Consider the following 15,858-nt stretch of genomic DNA (forward strand, 5'->3'; position numbering starts at 1 on the left):
TGATCTTGCCAGGGTCAGCGCGAGGCGCCGCTGAGTCGTCGACCGATCGACGCGATCAACCGGTCGAGCTCGGAACCGAACGGGTTGTCGTGCACCAGGTACGTCCAGGTGGCGGTGGGCCGGACCAGGGTGCCGTCGTCGGGCTGCCAGTCCTCATCGAATTCGGTCTCGTTGAAGGTGGCGAGGGTGCGGGCCTCGATCTCCGGGACCAGGTCGTTGAACGCCGGCACGGCGGCCCGGTGGAACTCGTCCAGCGGGTCGAGCCGGCCCAGTGCGCGCAGGTGCACGCCCTCCCGGACCTCCGACAGCTCGGCCAGGTGCTCGGCCCACAGCCGGTCCAGGTGGTAGAGCGCGATCGACCGGGCCACCCGGGCGAGCAGGTCCTCGTCCATCTCGCTGGCCTTCTCCGGTGCCTTCTCCAGCAGCATCACCGCGGCCACGTCGCTGGTCAGCAGCCGCTCCCGGCGGGCGGCGAGAGCCTTGCGCTGCTGCTCGATCACCACGCTGTAGCGCCAGGTGTTGCGGTGGATCTCGTGGTTGACGCCCTCGGCGACCCGCTGGGCGTGCTCCACCGCGTAGTCCACCTGCTCGTCGGTGACCAGGCCGTCGGCGTTCATCCGTGGCGACGGCGGCACCGAGTCGGCGGCGTGCCGGACGACCAGGTCGTCCTCCAGGCTGACGAGGAAGACGGAGCCACCCGGGTCGCCCTGCCGGCCGGCCCGGCCGCGCAGCTGGTCGTCCACCCGACGGCTGTCGTGCCGGCCGCTGCCGATCACGTAGAGGCCGCCCAGCTCGGCGACGCGCTCCTGGTCGCTCTGGTCGCTGCCGCCGAGCCGGATGTCGACGCCCCGGCCGGCCATCTGGGTGGAGACGGTCACCGCGCCGTACGCGCCGGCCTCGGCGATGATCGCCGCTTCCTCGTCGTCGTTCTTGGCGTTGAGCACCACGCAGGGCACCCCGGCGGCGTTGAGCCCGGCGGCCAGCCCCTCGGACTCCTTGACGTCCAGCGTGCCGATCAGCATCGGCCGCCCCTTGGCGTGCCAGCGCTGGATCTCGTCGATCAGCGCCTCGTCCCGCTCGGCCCGGGTGGCGTAGATCCGGTCCGGCTCGTCCTCGCGGATGCACGGGGTGTTCGGTGGGATCACCGCGACCTCGAGGCCGAAGAACTCCCGCAGCTGGTCACCGACCAGCACCGCGGTGGCGGTCATCCCGCAGACCTTCGGGTAGAGCGCAATGTACGCCTGCACGGCGATCGTGCCGAGCACCTCACCCTCGGCGGTGGCGTCCAGGCCCTCCTTGGCCTCGACCGCCGCCTGGAGCCCGTCCGGCCAGCGGCGGCGCTGGGCCACCCGGCCGCGCATCTCGTCGACCAACTCGACCGAGCCGTCCCGCACGATGTAATCCACGTCACGGTTGAGCAGGGCGTGCGCGTGCAACGCCACGTGCACCGCGGAGAGCTGCGTGACGTGCTCCTCGTCGTACAGGTCGATGCCGAGCTTGGCCTCGACGGCGGCCAGGCCGGCGGACGTGAACGCCACGCTGCGCCCGTCCTCGGCGACCGTGTAGTGCTTGCCCTTGCGCAAGCCGCGGACCAGCGCGGCGGCGGCGTGCACCGGATCCTGCTCGCCCGGCACGGCGCCGGCGAGGACCATCGGCACCCGCGCCTCGTCGATCATGATCGAGTCGGCCTCGTCGACGATCGCGGTGGCCAGCTCGGGCTGCACCCGGTCGGCCACGTCGGTGACCAGTTGGTCGCGCAGGTAGTCGAAGCCCGCCTCGCTCACCGAGACGTAGGTGACGTCGCAGGCGTACGCCTCGCGCCGCTCCAGCGGGGTGGAGGCCTCGTTGACCCAGCCGACGGTCAGGCCGAGCAGGGTGTAGACCGGCTCCATCCACTGGGCGTCGCGGCGGGCCAGGTAGTCGTTGATGGTGAGCACGTGCACCGGCCCGTTGCCGAGCCGGACGTGCCCGTACGCCGCGATCGTGGCGGTCAGCGTCTTGCCCTCACCGGTGGCCATCTCGGCGACCTTGCCGGAGAGCAGCGACATCGCGCCGATCAGCTGCACGTCGTACGGCCGCTGGTCCAGGCCACGGCGGGCGGCCTCGCGGCCGACGGCGCAGATCTCCTCGTAGCCGACGGCGGCACCCGCGGCCTCGGTCAACTCGGCGTCGTCGAGCGCGGCGAGATCGTCCGCACGCGCCTCGATCGCCGGCAGCAGCTTCTCCAGCGGAGCAAGATCCACGGTCGAGCCGGGGCGCTGGAGGAAGCGCCGGAACTTGCTCTTGAACCGTTGCGACACACCCATGAGCGGCAACGGTACGCGATTCCGGCCGGCTTGCGCGGCCCGGCCGCCGGCAAGTCGACACCGAGCGGACTGAGCAGGCCGACCCCCGACGGAGGGAGCAGGTCGACCGCGAACGGCGACGGTCAGCCGACCAGCAGTTGGTGGCTGGCGAGCTCCCGGTAGAGCGGGTCGGTGGCGGTCAACTCGGTGTGGGTGCCGACGGCCACCACCCGGCCGCCGTCGAGGACGACGATCTGGTCGGCGTCGACAACTGTGGCGAGCCGGTGCGCCACGATCAACAGGGTGCGGCGGACGGCCACCGCGTCGATGGCACGGCGCAGCGCGGCCTCGTTGCGCGAGTCGAGGTTGCTGGTCGGCTCGTCCAGCAGCAGCACCGGCGGGCCGGCCAGCAGCGCGCGGGCGATGGCCAGCCGCTGCCGCTCACCCCCGGAGAGCAGCACCCCACCCTCGCCCACCTGCACGTCCAGGCCCTGCGGGGTGCGCTGAACGAGGTGGCCCAGGTTGACCTCGTCGAGGACCTCGCGCAGCCGGTCGTCGGTGGCGTCCGGAGTGGTGATCAGCAGGTTCTCCCGCAGCGTGCCGGCCAGCACCGGGGCCTCCTGCTCGACGTAGCCGAGCCGGGCCCGCAGCACGTCGCGGGGCACGGCCCGCACGTCGTGGCCGTCGATGCGGATCGCTCCCGCGCTCACCTCGTAGAAGCGCTCGACCAGGGCGAGCAGCGTCGACTTGCCGGCGCCGGAGGGGCCGACCAACGCGGTACGCGTCCCGGCGGGCACGGCGAAGCTGACCTCGTGCAGCACCGGCTCACCGCCGGGGTAGTCGAAGCTCACCCGGTCGAACTCGATCATCGGGGCGGGCCGGCGCGGGGTCGTCGGCGCGGCGGCGGGCGCCGGCGGGTCGTCCGCGCCCTCGGCGGGCACGGCGAGGATCTCCTCGATCCGCTGGAGAGCACCCAGACCGGACTGCAACTGGGTGTACGCCCGCAGCACCTGACCCAGCGGCAGCGCCAGGAGGAACAGGTACATGACGAAGGCGACCAGGTCACCGACGGAGATCGCCCCGGCGGCGACCCGCGCCCCGCCGATGCCCAGCACCAGCAGGAACGCGCCCTGCACGGTGATCGAGCCGATCGGGCCGACGAGTGACTGCACCCGGGCCACCCGCAGCCCCGCCTCGTACGCCTGCCGCGCGCTGCCGGTGACGGTCTGCGTCTCCCGGGTCTCGGCGCGGCTGGCCCGGATGGTCCGGGCCGCCGAGATGACCCGTTCCACCGCCGAGGTCATCTCGCCGATCCGCTCCTGGGCGGCTCGGGCCAGAGCCCGGACCCGGCGGGCGAAGGTGGCGGCGAAGCCCAGCCCCAACGCCACCCCGAGCAGGGTGACGCCGAACAGCAGCGGGTCGAGCAGCACCATGGCGGTGCCGGCGCCGACCACCGTCACCGCCCCGGTGACCGTCTCGAAGAGCCCGGAGGTGACGACCGCTCGCAACAGGGTGGTGTCCGAGCCGACCCGGGAGAGCAGGTCACCGGTACGCCGGCGGTCGTACTCGGCGATGGGCAGCCGCAGCAGGTGCCCGGCGAGCCGGCGCCGGGTGCCCAGCACCAACCCCTCGGCGGTGCGTTGCAGCAGGTAGTCGCGGAGCCCACCGATCGCCGCGCCGAGCACCACGAGGGCCACCAGCACCGCCACCAGGTCGGCCACCGGGTCATCGGCGCCGATCCGGTCGAGCACCGACCGGGTGAGCAGCGGCTGCGCCAGCGACGCCGCCGCGCCGACCAGCGACAACACGCCCACCACGACCAGGGTGCCGGTGTGCTCCCGCAGGTACGGCAGCAGCGCACCGAGACCGACCGGCCGGCCCGCGGTGCCGCCGGCCGGCCGGCCCGTCGAGGGGCCGCCGGCCGACCCGTCCGCCGAGGTGCCGCCGGCCGACCCGCGCGTCGAGGTGCTCATGCCGGGAACGGTAGTCCGCCCCGTCACCCCGGCGGGCGTGCTCCGGTGCGGCGGATCAGGTGGCCAGCACCACCTGCAGCTCCTGGCGGCGACGCTCGGCCAGGTCGGTGAGCAGGGTGGGCGCCTCGTCGAACGGCACCACCGCCGAGACGACGTGCTTGCGGATCACGTCCCCGTAGGTCCGGAGCAGGTCGACGGTTTCCGCGGAGAGCCGCTCGCGGTCCCAGGTGGGGGCGAGCCCGCGCGGCACCCGGCCGATCTGCGCGCAGCGCAGCGACAGGCCGTTGTGGTGGAACTCCTCACCGAGCCGGACCGCGTCCGCGCCGCCCTGGTAGAAGGCGAGGTCGATGACGGTGCCCTGGGGCCGCAGCAGCCGCAGCGCGAGCTGCAACGCCCACGCCTGCCCGCGGCACTGGAACACCACGTCGGCGCCCCGGTCGCCGGCGGTGTGCGCCCAGCGGGTCTTGAGCACGACCGCCGGATCGTCCGCGTCCGGGTCGAGGGTTTCCAGGCCGAGCGCCTCGGCGACGTGGCGGCGCTGCGGGGTGGGGTCGAGCACCACCACCGAGGCAGCGCCGTTGCGCTGGGCGAACAGCGCCGTCAGCAGCGCCACCACGCCCGCGCCGACCACGGCGACCCGGCGGCCGCGTACGCCGTCGCCGAGCGTGCGGACGTCGACGCCGTGCAGGTCGGCGGCGGCGTGCAGCAGACCGTTGGCGCAGATCGGGCCCATGTGCGCCACGTAGACGCCGAGCAGCGGATCCAGGTCGTCGGGCAGCGGCACGAACCGCTCGGCGACCGGGTCGGCCAGCCAGCCGGTGCGGTGCCCGTACGTCATCGCACCGACCGTGCCCACCGCGACGGCCGGGGTCTCGCTCTCCACGACCCGGCCGACCTGCATGTAACCCAGGCGGGTCACCGGGTACGGAGTGCTCGCCGCGCCCGGCTGGAACAGCCCCAGGTCGGCGTTCCAGGTGACGTTCAGGTAGGGGTTGGTGCCCTTGACGTAGCTCAGCTCGGTGCCGGCCGAGACGCCGCTGAACAGCGTCTCGACCCGGAACGTGCCGGGGCGCAGCGGGGCGACGTCCTGCTCCTCCAGTTCCACCCGGCCGGGGCCGGTGACGACCACGACCTTGTCACGCATCGACTGTCACCCCCGCGCTGAGCATCGCCGGCGCGGTGGGGGTGCCGAGCCGCACGCTCGCACCGGTGCGGGCCGAGTCGGCCACCGCGAGGGCCAGTCGTTGGGTCGCGAGGGCCTCGGCGTACGGGACACGGACGTCGTCGCCGATGCCGCGTACGGCGTCGACGAAGGCGCGGTCCACCGCCACCCGGGCGGCTTCCGGGTCGGCGGGGATGTGTCGTTCACCGTCGGCGTCGCGGATCGTCAGGCCGTCCTCGGTGAGCGCGAGGGCCAGCCCGTCGGCGAGGATCTCCACACCGGCGCGGTGCTTCCAGCCGAGCACGCAGGCGGCGCTGAGCGTGCCGACCGCGCCGTCGGCGAAGCGCAGGGCGGCGGTGGTCACCGAGTCGATGTCGGCGCCGTCGACCGGCGGCGGTGTGCCGTTGCCGTACGCGGTGACCTCGGTGACCTCCCCGGCCAGCACCCGGATCAGGTCCAGCACGTGGGCGGCCTGCTCGACCACCGGGCCGCCGGAGCGGTCCCGCCGCGACCACCACGCCACCGGGGGCACCTTGTCCAGCCAGACGCCGCTGACCATCCGCACCGGACGGTCGGCGAGCAACTCGCGGGCCTCGTCGAGCACCGTCAGGTAACGCCAGTGGTGGCCGACGGCGGTGCGCAGCCCGCTGCGGGCGACCAGGTCGGCGATCCGTTCGGCGGTGTGCAGGTCGACCGCGACGGGCTTCTCCACGAACATCGGCACGCCGGCGGCGAGCACGGCCTCCTCGGCCGGGCCGTGCGCGAACGGCGGCACGCAGACGTAGACCGCGTCCGGGCCGGTGGCCAGCAGTTCGGCGACGTCGGCGCAGGATCGCCCGCCGTGCTGGGCGGCCAGCGCGGACGCCGCCTCCGGTGTGACGTCGGTGACGGCGACCACCTCGACGTCGTCGAACGAGGCCAACACCCGGGCGTGGCGTTGTGCCACCCCACCGGCTCCGACCAGACCCACCCGGCACACACGCATCCGACACCCCTTTACCGACGTTTCTCTTGCGATGGGAGCAGTCCCCTGGGGTGTGCGCAATCAAACGTTCATCCCCCGGGAACGCGCAAGCGTCACCCTTGTGATCAAGCTGTTGCCAAGAAAGCGGTTAGAGCGTGCTGGCGGATGGGAACAACCAAATTCGGTTTTTCCACGCACGAACGGAGGGGTGCCCGTGCGGGATCTGACAACGAGCGTGTCACCGGTGGTGGAGGCATGGGCCACGTACCGGACGACGTCGGCCGGTGACTGGCCGGCACGTCGACTGTTGCGGGCCAAGGGATCGACCCGGGTCAGTGTGGTGCTGCCGGCCCGCAACGAGGAGGCCACCGTCGGCGCGATCGTGTCGACCATCCGGGAGCATCTGATGGACCGGGTCGCCCTGGTCGATGAGCTGATCGTGGTGGATTCCCGGTCAACCGACCGCACCGCCCAGGTGGCGAGCGCCGCCGGGGCGGAGGTGGTCAGCCAGGACGCGATGACCCGTGGGCTGCCCCGGCTGACCGGTAAGGGCGACGCGCTCTGGGCCGGGTTGGCCGCCGCCGAGGGTGACGTGGTGGCGTTCATCGATGCCGACCTGCGGGAGTTTCGCCCGCACTTCGTGAGCGGGCTGCTCGGTCCGCTGCTCACCGACCCCTCGGTCGATTTCGTCAAGGGCTTCTACCACCGACCCCTGGTGGGCGCCGCCAGCGTGGAGCAGGACGGCGGGGGCCGGGTGACCGAGCTGATGGCTCGACCCCTGCTCAACCTGTTCTGGCCCGAGCTGGCCGGCTTCGTGCAGCCGCTCGCCGGTGAGTACGCGGGCCGCCGGGACGTGCTGGCCCAGGTGCCGTTCGTCTCCGGGTACGGGGTGGAGACGGCCATGATGATCGATCTGCTCGACCTGGTCGGCCTGGACGCGATGGCGCAGGTCGACCTCGGCGAGCGCAAGCACCGCCACCAGGACACGGCGGCCCTCGGCCGGATGTCCGCCCAGATCATGTTGACCGCCTGGTCCCGGTTGCAGCGGCGCGGGTGGGCGGCCCCCGGGCTGACTCCCGAGGCGTTGCTGACCCAGTTCCGTCGGGGCGGTTCCGACACGCTGCCCAACCTCGACCGCGAGATCGTGGTCAGCGACGTGTCCATCGAGGAACGCCCGCCGCTGGCCGAGCTGCGTCACCGGGTGCCCCGCCGCCGGGTGGCCGCCGCGTGAGCGCGAGGAGTGAGGTACGGGCCCGATGAGCCTCACCGTGCTGATGAACGCCGGCCCGTGGCTGTCCGTGCCGCCGCCCGGTTACGGCGGTATCGAGAACGTGATCGCCACGCTGGTGCCGGAGCTGCGGCGACTCGGTGTACGCGTGGTGCTCGCCTCGGTGGGCAGCAGCACCCTGCCGGTGGACGAACAGATGTCGGTCTTCGCCGACGGGCAGTTCGCCGCCCTGCAGCGGCCGTACAACCAGGTCTGCGGGATCGCCCAGGCGCACCTGGCCGGGGTGGTCCGTGAGCTGCACGCCCGCGACGACATCGACCTGGTGCACGACCACGTGGAGGCGGTCGGGCTGGCCACTCTCGCCGCGATGGGCCCGGCCGGTCCGCCGACCCTGCACACCCTGCACTGGGACCTGGCCAAGCACCCGGCGCTCTACGGCGGTCTGGACGGCGGCGACCGGGTCCGGGTCAACGGTGTCTCCGCGTCGCAGCTGGCCCGAGCCCCACTGGCGTTGCGGGAGCACTCGGTGGGGCACGTGCACCTGTCCACGCCGCTCGCCGTCGACGCCGACCGGCGGCCGATGCCGGCCAAGGGCGGGCACCTGCTGATCCTGGGTCGGATCAACCCGGGCAAGGGGCAGGACGTGGGCGCCCGTCTCGCGCATCGCGTCGGTCTTCCGCTGGTGCTGGCGGGCCCGGTGGGCCCGTACCATCGGCCGGCCGATCTCGCCGCGGCCGGCGACGAGGCCCGGCAGAACCCGGACGTGCGGTTCTTCCTCGACGAGGTGGCGCCGCACGTCGATGGCGACCTGGTGCGCTGGATCGGCACCGTGGCCGGTCAGGAGCGCGACGACCTGCTCGCCGGCGCCCGTGCGTCGCTGTTCCCGCTGCGCTGGGAGGAGCCGGGCGGGACGGCGGTCGTGGAGTCGCTGGCCCTGGGCACGCCGGTGGTGGCCACCGCCCGGGGCTGCCTGCCGGAGCTGATCGAGCACGGCCGCACCGGCCTGCTCACCACCGACGAGGAGGAGTTGGCTGACCTCGTACTCGGAGCCGAGTTGCTCGACCCCGACGAGTGCCGGCGGGTGGCCGCGCAGCGGTTCACTCCCGCGGTGATGGCGCAGCGTTACCTGGAGCTGTACGAGCGGGTCCGGCACCTGGCCAGCGAGCCGAGGCTGCTCCCGGCCTGACCGGCGGCGCGGCGTGGCGGTTTGGGGGTGGCGGCAGCGGGTAGCCCCGCAGCCTCATGCCCGCCGCGCAGCGAGGAGCCGGTGATGGTCGGACCGATGGCGCACTCCCGAGCGCGCCCCAACCCGGCCGACGGCAAGCCGCCGGTACGCCGTGCGGCGGCCTCGGTGGGGGTGCTGTTCCTGCTGATCGGCGCGCTCGGTTTCGTGCCGGGGATCACCAGCGGCACGGACGCCCTGCGGTTCGCCGGGCACGGTTCGGGGGCGTACCTGTTCGGCGTCTTCCAGGTGTCGGTGCTGCACAACCTGGTGCACCTGGCGTTCGGGGTGGCCGGTCTGGTGCTGGCCCGCACGGTCCGGGGCGCCCGGACGTTCCTGATCGGCGGCGGTGCCGTCTACCTGGTGTTGTGGCTCTACGGGCTGGCGGCGGACCACGACACCGGGGCGAACTTTCTGCCGGTCAACGACGCGGACGGCTGGCTGCACCTGGGCCTCGGCCTGGGCATGATCGCCCTGGGTGTCCTGACCGGGCGTACCCGTCGGTGACCCTGCCATCGCGGACCGTGACCTGTGTCGCCTCGCCGCCGGCCCCGGTTTGGCGCGGCAGGGGCTCGGGTAGTTGGCAGATCCCGACCCAGTAGCGAATCGAGGGCCCGAGATGTCCAGCCGGATCACCTGCGACGTGCGCTCCACGGCACCGGTGGCGGTCGTCCGGCTCCGCGGCGTACTGGACCTGGGCACCATGCGGTCGGTGCACGAGGCGCTCAACGACGCTCTCGTCGAACAGACCGAGGCGCTGGTGGTCGATCTGACCGAGGTCGACGTCCGGGACCGGCTGGCGCTGTCGGTGTTCGCCGCGACCGCCCGCCGGGCCGAGGAGTGGCCGGCCGTACCGGTGCTGCTCTGCTCCCCCTCGCCGGTCGCCGCGCGCTGGCTGACCGAGACAACCACCTGCCGGGTGGTCCCGGTGTCTCCGGACTGCGCCGAAGCGACCCGGGTGGCCGGCGCGATGTCCACGTTGCGGATGCGGGCCCGGCTGGAGCCGGTGGCCGGGGCCTGCCGGCGCGCCCGGGAGTTGGTCACCGACGCGTGCGCGCGGTGGAATATCCCCGACGCGTCCGGCCCGGCCGCGCTGGTGCTCAGCGAACTGGTCGGCAACGTGGTCCGACACGCCGGCACACCGATGCAGGTGACGGTGACCCTGCGCCGGCCCTACCTGCACCTGGCGGTGGTGGACGGCAGCCGCGCCCAGGCCCGGCCCGGCGAAACGGACCTGCGCGCCGAGGGTGGGCGGGGTCTGCTGCTGGTACGCGAGCTGACCCAGCGCTGGGGCAGCGTGCCGGCCGGTCAGGGTAAGGCCGTCTGGGCGATGCTGCCGGCAACGTGAGTGTTCGGGGTGCCTGCACCGGTACCGGCGATCTGACCGAAATTACCGCTCTGGCCTGGTTACATGGTGGGAAGGTCGGGTAGGCACGCCCGTCCTTTCTGCCGTCACGACGGGGTGAGCAGCCATGCCCAAGCGGGTAACCACGGAACCCGGTCGCGATCGGGGCCCGGCGATCCTGGCACCGGCCCGCTTCGGGGGGTTCCCCGGAGCGGTACGAGCACCGGTCCCCGGCAGCTCGTTGATCAGGTTTCTCGCGACGACCGACCACAAACAGATCGGCCTGCTGTACCTGCTGACCTCCTTCGGGTTCTTCCTGCTGGCGGGGTTGCAGGCGATGCTGATGCGCGCCGAGTTGGCCCGCCCGGGGTTGCAGTTCCTCTCCTCCGAGCAGTACAACCAGCTCTTCACCTCGCACGGCGCGGTGATGCTGCTGCTGTTCGCCACGCCGGCGGCGTTCGGGTTCGCCAACTTCATCGTGCCGATCCAGATCGGCGCACCGGACGTGTCGTTCCCCCGGCTCAACGCGCTGGCCTACTGGCTCTACCTGTTCGGCGGGCTGATGGTGGTCGGCGGCTTCCTCACCCCGCAGGGGTCGGCCGACTTCGGCTGGACCGCCTACACCCCGCTGAGCAGCGTCGAGAACTCCCCCGGGGTGGGCGCGAACATGTGGGTGCTCGGCCTGGTGGTCTCCGGGCTCGGCACCATCCTCGGCGCGGTCAACCTGATCACCACGATCCTCACCCTGCGCGCGCCCGGCATGACCATGTTCCGGATGCCGATCTTCACCTGGAACATGCTGTTCACCAGCGTGCTGGTGATCCTGGTCTTCCCGCTGCTGGCCGCCGCGCTCCTGGCGCTGTCCGCCGACCGTCTGCTCAACGCGCACGTGTACGACGCGGTCACCGGCGGCCCGATGCTCTGGCAACACCTGTTCTGGTTCTTCGGTCACCCCGAGGTGTACATCATCGCGTTGCCGTTCTTCGGCATCATCACCGAGATCATCCCGGTCTTCTCCCGCAAGCCGCTGTTCGGCTACACCGGGATCGTGCTGGCCACCGTCGCGATCACCGTGTTGTCCATGACGGTCTGGGCGCACCACATGTTCGCCACCGGCCAGGTGCTGCTGCCGTTCTTCAGCATCCTGAGCTACCTGATCGCCGTGCCCACCGGCGTGAAGTTCTTCAACTGGATCGGCACCATGTGGAAGGGGCAGCTCACCTTCGAGACGCCGATGCTGTTCGCCATCGGCTTCCTGGTCACGTTCCTGCTCGGCGGCCTCACCGGGGTGCTGCTGGCCAGCCCGCCGGTCGACTGGCACACCCACGACAGCTACTTCGTGGTGGCGCACTTCCACTACGTGGTGTTCGGCACGGTGGTCTTCGCCCTCTTCGGCGGCTACTACTTCTGGTGGCCCAAGATGACCGGGCGACTGCTCGACGAGCGGCTCGGCAAGGCGCACTTCTGGACCATGTTCATCGGCTTCCACGGCACCTTCCTGGTGCACCACTGGCTGGGTGCCGAGGGCATGCCCCGGCGGTACGCCGACTACCTGCCCAGCGACGGATTCACCGCGCTCAACACCGTCTCCAGCATCTTCGCGTTCATCCTCGGCCTGTCCACGCTGTTCTTCATCTACAACGCCTGGAAGTCCTGGCGGTACGGCGCGGTGGTGACGGTGGACGACCCGTGGGGCTTCGGCAACTCCCTCGAATGGGCCACCAGTTGCCCGCCGCCGCTGCGCAACTTCGACCGGATGCCCCGGATCCGCTCCGAGCGCCCCGCCTTCGACCTGAAGTACGGCCCACTCGTCGCCGATCTGGGCCGGGACCTGCCGCAGCGCACCACCAAGCCGCCGCAGCACTTCACCGAGGAGCTGCGGTTGGAACACCACACCCCGGAGTCACCGGCCGCCGAGGGCGCGCACGGCGCCCGGGACGCGACCGACTACCAGCCGGCACCACGCTCGGGTGCCCGGCCGGTGGATGTGCCGGAGCCCGAGGGCGTCCGCCGGCCGAGCTTCGAGCAGAGCGACGCGCCCGAGGACGCCGAGGACGCGCCGAGGCCGCACGAACGCTGGCGGCACCCGCACAGTGAGGGCAACCCCGAGGAGCACTGATCGGCGTACGCCGAAAGGGCCGACACCCGATGGTGTCGGCCCTCGTCGCGTGCTCGGTCCCGGGCGGGCGATGGCTCAGTCCCGGGCGGGTGCCAGGCCGGCGGCGGTGAGCGAGCGGCGTACCGCGGGCTGGACCCGGGTCAGTCGCAGCGGCACGCCGGTCCGCTCGGCCGCGTCCCGCCCCGCCATCAGCGCGGCGATCCCACCGGCGTCGAACCCACCCGCGCCGACCAGGTCGACGACCACCTCGCTGGGCTGGCCGGTGACCGCCTCCAGCATGGCCCGGCGCAGCTGGTCCGCGCCGTCGCGGTCGATCTCGCCGCCGACCTCGACCACCACCCGGTCGCCGTTCTGCTTCACCGAGATCCGGGTCTTGCCCGGGTCGGGTTCGGCGGCACCGTTCTGCCAGGGTGGCGGCGCGTCGGCGAGCATCGCCTGACGCAGCCAGGTCAGCGCCCGCGACAGCAGCCGGGACACGTGCATCTGCGAGATGCCGAACCGGGCGGCGATCTCGGCCTGGGTCTGGTTGCCGTAGAAGCGCATCGCCAGGATGCGCCGCTCGCGCCAGGGCAGTCGGTGCAGCAGACCGCTCACCGTGACCCGGTCGTCGACCGACTCCAGGTCGTTGTCCGACTCGCCGACCAGGTCACCGAACTCCGCGGAGCTCTCACCGCCCACCGGGGCGTTGAGCGAGGCCGGGCTGTAGCCGGCCGCCGACTCCAGCGCGGCGAGGATCTCCTCCTCCGGCGTCTCCAGACGGGCCGACAACTCGGCCACCGACGGCGCCCGGGACAGTTCGCTGGTCAGTGCCGCGGTGGCCTGGCCGACCTCGAGGATCAGGTCCCGCAGCCGGCGGGGCACGTGCACGCCCCAGGTGCGGTCCCGGAAATGCCGTTTGATCTCGCCCACGATGGTGATCGCGGCGTACGCGGTGAACGAGCCCCGCTCCGGGTCATACCGGTCGACGGCGTTGACCAGCCCCAACCGGGCGACCTGCTCCAGGTCCTCCAGCGGCTCCCCACGCCCCCGGTACCGGCGGGCCAGCCGCCCGGCGAACGGCAGCGCGAAGCGCACCAGGTCGTCGCGGGCCTCCCCCCGCCGCTCCGGTGGGAGCCCGGCGATCCGGGCCGCGTACGCCAGTGCCGCCGCGTCGAGGTCCTCCAGACCACGCTCGGTGGGTGGTGGTGTGGTCGTGGTCGTGCTCGTCTGTCCGAACATCCGCGCCTCCCTCAGGAAGGTCCCCCGCCCGGATCGGGAAACCGGTCGTGCGCGTGGTCGAGCCACGCACCGGGCCGGAAAAGTGGGTCAGTGACTGGGATGCCAGCGGGCGACACCGCCTCTACGCAGCGCAATCAGGCCGTCGCAGCCAGCGATGTTCCCGCTCCGTAGGTACTCAATCACGGGACCCCGGGTTCGCGAGGAAGTTTCGGCGTGCTCCGCCTCAGGAGACCAACAACCCCTGGTGGCCGCCGCTGTCCCGGAGCACGGCCAACGCCTCGGCGGCCCCCAGCGGAGGCGGCGCGGGCAGGTCGTACGGCTGGGCACGCAGCACCTCGGTGGCCCGACGGGTGGGCACCGAGGTGACCGGGTAGCCGCGGGCGGTGGTGCGGTCCAACGCTCGACGCCGCCGCCCGAAGCCGGCCACCGCCAGCCACTGCGGCAGCCCGGCCAGGGCCGGTGACCGCATCCCGGGCGGCTCGGGCAGCACGTCCACCGAGCTGAACGCCTCGCTGCCGGCCAACCACCACTCGGCCTCGTCGACGCTGCGCCGGGTGGCGTTCTCACACCAGTACGGCACCAGCCCCGCCCGCACCACCTGCCACGGGTCGAGCAGCCGGCCGCACTCCACCACCAACCGGTCACCGGTCTTGCCGGCGGCGCGCAGCCACCGCCGGTACAGGTCGGCCACGCCCGCGCTCAGCGCCGCCGGCCGGGGCACCAGCACCCGGTGCAGCGGGTGCTCGTGCCGTGCGGCCCAGTCCCGCACAGCCGGCTCGAAGTCCGGGTCGACGCCGTGCTCGGCGTGACCCGACGGGACGGACACCCCCGGTGGCTCCCAGCGGGCCGCGTCACCGCCGGCGGCGCGCAGCACCTGCCGCAGCGCGTGGCTGTCCGGGTGGAAGTCGACCGGGTCCAGTCCGCTGGCCGGGCAGCCGACCTGGAAGCTGTGGCCGGCGCCGCGTTCCAGCACCGGCCAGGTACGCGCGTCGCGAACCAGCAGCACCGGGGCACCCGGGACCAGTCGGTCGGCCAGAAACTGCGCGTACGCGGCCGGTAGGGCCGTCCACGCGGCGGTCAGCGACACGGTGGCCCCGGTCAGCGGGCCCCGGCTGGCCGGGCAGTGCACCTGGCGCAGGTGCAGGTCGGCGTTGCCGGCGAGCAGCCGCACGGCGAGTGCCGCACCGTGCTCCAGTGCCTCCGCCGGACGGTCCACCGCGCCGTCGGGCCAGTGCACGGTCATCTCGAAGCCGGCCGGCAACCACGGCACGCCGAGAGCGACCGCGAGGTGTGCCGCCGCGCCGTGCGGTGAGCCGATCAGCACCCCGGGGTAGCGCCGGCGGGGGTACTGGTCGACGAACCAGCGGGCCACCCGGGCGGCGTCCACCTCGTCGGTCTGGTCCACGGTGAGCGCGACCCGACCGGCGGCGCGGGTGACCGCGGCGCGGCGTACCGGCTCCGGGGCGCCCGGGAACCGCGACGTCGGCCCGGTGTGCCCGAGGTCGGCGCAGTCCACGCCACGCAGGGCCCGGGCGGTGGCGGCGACCAACACCCGGGCGGCGCTGCCCGCGGCCACGACCCGGTCGCCGGCGAGACCGGCGCCATCGGCCGTGAGCCCCTTGTGCACCTTGTGCACCGGCCCCACCTTGCCTCTTTCGCTCACCACGCGGCCCGGCTTCCCGTCCCGATGGGGTTCAAACGGGGCATCACCCACCCGGCAGCACATTCCGCTGGTCAGCGGGGTGCGCCGGTCATCACCGCCGTTCGGCGACGATCGGCCGAGGACGGCGGGAGCGGGTCGAGTCGACCTCGCCGGACGGCCCGGTTTCGTCGGCCCCAGGACGGGCACTTCCGGGGCCATGCGCACCGACGACACCAGCGAATCAGCCGCCGCCACGATCACCCCGTACGAGGACGGACCGCTGCTGGTCCGCGGCGACTTCGCGCTCGTCACGCCGGATGGTGAGCACATCGACGCGCGGCGGGGCACGGTGGCGTTGTGCCGGTGCGGCAAGTCGGCACTCAAGCCGTTCTGCGACGGCACCCACAAAGCGATCAACTTCCGGGCCGGCACCACCCGCGAGGGCTGACCCCACGTCACCGCGTCCCCCACCTCGCCGCGTCGCGCGGCGAGGTGGGGGACGCGGACCGGACGGGCCGCACCCAGAGGCACGCCCCCTTTGCTCTGCAATGGAGGCCCGTCGACCCGACGACGTCCGGTAGCCGAAATGAGGGCTCTCCGATAATGCCCATCAAGCGACTTGCACGATTTCGAATCGGGCCATTGGCGCTGTCTGCGGATACCCTCTGATCCGGGGGCAGATCATATCGGAGTTGGGACG

At 72.7% G+C, this 15,858-nt stretch carries 12 protein-coding genes; 6 read left to right on the forward strand and 6 right to left on the reverse strand.

Annotated features, from left to right (window positions below):
- Positions 1-14: 14 nt before the first annotated feature.
- The 4 genes from secA2 to ACGFIQ_RS18050 form a co-directional block, all read right to left on the reverse strand.
- Positions 15-2,306 (reverse strand): accessory Sec system translocase SecA2, encoded by a 2,292-nt coding sequence (gene secA2, locus ACGFIQ_RS18035; protein WP_393244850.1) that lies wholly within the window; start codon positions 2,304-2,306, stop codon positions 15-17.
- A 122-nt stretch (positions 2,307-2,428) separates the two neighbouring features.
- Positions 2,429-4,258 carry an ABC transporter ATP-binding protein gene (locus tag ACGFIQ_RS18040; protein ID WP_393244852.1) on the reverse strand — a complete coding sequence of 610 codons (1,830 nt, stop codon included), beginning with the start codon at positions 4,256-4,258 and terminating at the stop codon, positions 2,429-2,431.
- Positions 4,259-4,313: 55 nt separating this feature from the next.
- Positions 4,314-5,402, reverse strand: coding sequence for a zinc-binding dehydrogenase (locus tag ACGFIQ_RS18045; protein WP_393244854.1), 1,089 nt, complete (start codon positions 5,400-5,402; stop codon positions 4,314-4,316).
- The gene (locus tag ACGFIQ_RS18050) at positions 5,395-6,405 is read right to left on the reverse strand and encodes a Gfo/Idh/MocA family protein (protein ID WP_393244856.1); all 1,011 of its coding nucleotides are present in this window, start codon (positions 6,403-6,405) and stop codon (positions 5,395-5,397) included. The genes ACGFIQ_RS18045 and ACGFIQ_RS18050 overlap by 8 nt, the downstream gene beginning before the upstream one ends.
- Before the next feature lie 226 nt (positions 6,406-6,631).
- Between ACGFIQ_RS18050 and ACGFIQ_RS18055 the strand changes: the two genes are divergently transcribed.
- The 5 genes from ACGFIQ_RS18055 to ctaD all read left to right on the forward strand — a co-directional run bounded on the left by ACGFIQ_RS18055 (position 6,632) and on the right by ctaD (position 12,298).
- The gene (locus ACGFIQ_RS18055; RefSeq protein ID WP_393245435.1) at positions 6,632-7,615 is read left to right on the forward strand and encodes a glucosyl-3-phosphoglycerate synthase; all 984 of its coding nucleotides are present in this window, start codon (positions 6,632-6,634) and stop codon (positions 7,613-7,615) included.
- A 25-nt stretch (positions 7,616-7,640) separates the two neighbouring features.
- Complete coding sequence (locus ACGFIQ_RS18060; RefSeq protein WP_393244858.1) at positions 7,641-8,798, forward strand: glycosyltransferase; 1,158 nt, start codon at positions 7,641-7,643, stop codon at positions 8,796-8,798.
- A gap of 84 nt (positions 8,799-8,882) precedes the next feature.
- The gene (locus ACGFIQ_RS18065) at positions 8,883-9,341 is read left to right on the forward strand and encodes a DUF4383 domain-containing protein (protein WP_393244860.1); all 459 of its coding nucleotides are present in this window, start codon (positions 8,883-8,885) and stop codon (positions 9,339-9,341) included.
- A 112-nt stretch (positions 9,342-9,453) separates the two neighbouring features.
- Entirely contained in the window at positions 9,454-10,182 is a 729-nt protein-coding gene (locus ACGFIQ_RS18070) for an STAS domain-containing protein (protein WP_393244862.1), read from the forward strand.
- A gap of 124 nt (positions 10,183-10,306) precedes the next feature.
- Complete coding sequence (gene ctaD / locus ACGFIQ_RS18075; RefSeq protein ID WP_393244864.1) at positions 10,307-12,298, forward strand: cytochrome c oxidase subunit I; 1,992 nt, start codon at positions 10,307-10,309, stop codon at positions 12,296-12,298.
- A gap of 75 nt (positions 12,299-12,373) precedes the next feature.
- Here the strand turns inward: ctaD and ACGFIQ_RS18080 are convergent, their stop codons facing one another.
- Together ACGFIQ_RS18080 and ACGFIQ_RS18085 are read right to left on the reverse strand one after the other, a co-directional pair.
- On the reverse strand, positions 12,374-13,516 hold the full coding sequence (locus ACGFIQ_RS18080) for a SigB/SigF/SigG family RNA polymerase sigma factor (protein WP_393244866.1): 1,143 nt from the start codon (positions 13,514-13,516) through the stop codon (positions 12,374-12,376).
- Positions 13,517-13,739: 223 nt separating this feature from the next.
- On the reverse strand, positions 13,740-15,182 hold the full coding sequence (locus tag ACGFIQ_RS18085; protein ID WP_393244868.1) for a hypothetical protein: 1,443 nt from the start codon (positions 15,180-15,182) through the stop codon (positions 13,740-13,742).
- A 193-nt stretch (positions 15,183-15,375) separates the two neighbouring features.
- Here ACGFIQ_RS18085 and ACGFIQ_RS18090 point away from each other — a divergent pair, with 193 nt between their 5' ends.
- Positions 15,376-15,606, forward strand: coding sequence for a CDGSH iron-sulfur domain-containing protein (locus ACGFIQ_RS18090; RefSeq protein ID WP_357524679.1), 231 nt, complete (start codon positions 15,376-15,378; stop codon positions 15,604-15,606).
- Positions 15,607-15,858 lie beyond the last annotated feature (252 nt).

The sequence above is a fragment of the Micromonospora sp. NPDC048898 genome (genome assembly GCF_043198035.1).
Lineage (GTDB): Bacteria > Actinomycetota > Actinomycetes > Mycobacteriales > Micromonosporaceae > Micromonospora.

Coding starts and splice junctions, on each gene's coding strand:
- secA2 (WP_393244850.1), bottom strand. CDS start 2,306: ATGGGTGTGTCGCAACGGTTCAAGAGCAAGTTCCGGCGCTTCCTCCAG.
- ACGFIQ_RS18040 (WP_393244852.1), bottom strand. CDS start 4,258: ATGAGCACCTCGACGCGCGGGTCGGCCGGCGGCACCTCGGCGGACGGG.
- ACGFIQ_RS18045 (WP_393244854.1), bottom strand. CDS start 5,402: ATGCGTGACAAGGTCGTGGTCGTCACCGGCCCCGGCCGGGTGGAACTG.
- ACGFIQ_RS18050 (WP_393244856.1), bottom strand. CDS start 6,405: ATGCGTGTGTGCCGGGTGGGTCTGGTCGGAGCCGGTGGGGTGGCACAA.
- ACGFIQ_RS18060 (WP_393244858.1), top strand. CDS start 7,641: ATGAGCCTCACCGTGCTGATGAACGCCGGCCCGTGGCTGTCCGTGCCG.
- ACGFIQ_RS18065 (WP_393244860.1), top strand. CDS start 8,883: ATGGTCGGACCGATGGCGCACTCCCGAGCGCGCCCCAACCCGGCCGAC.
- ACGFIQ_RS18070 (WP_393244862.1), top strand. CDS start 9,454: ATGTCCAGCCGGATCACCTGCGACGTGCGCTCCACGGCACCGGTGGCG.
- ctaD (WP_393244864.1), top strand. CDS start 10,307: ATGCCCAAGCGGGTAACCACGGAACCCGGTCGCGATCGGGGCCCGGCG.
- ACGFIQ_RS18080 (WP_393244866.1), bottom strand. CDS start 13,516: ATGTTCGGACAGACGAGCACGACCACGACCACACCACCACCCACCGAG.
- ACGFIQ_RS18090 (WP_357524679.1), top strand. CDS start 15,376: ATGCGCACCGACGACACCAGCGAATCAGCCGCCGCCACGATCACCCCG.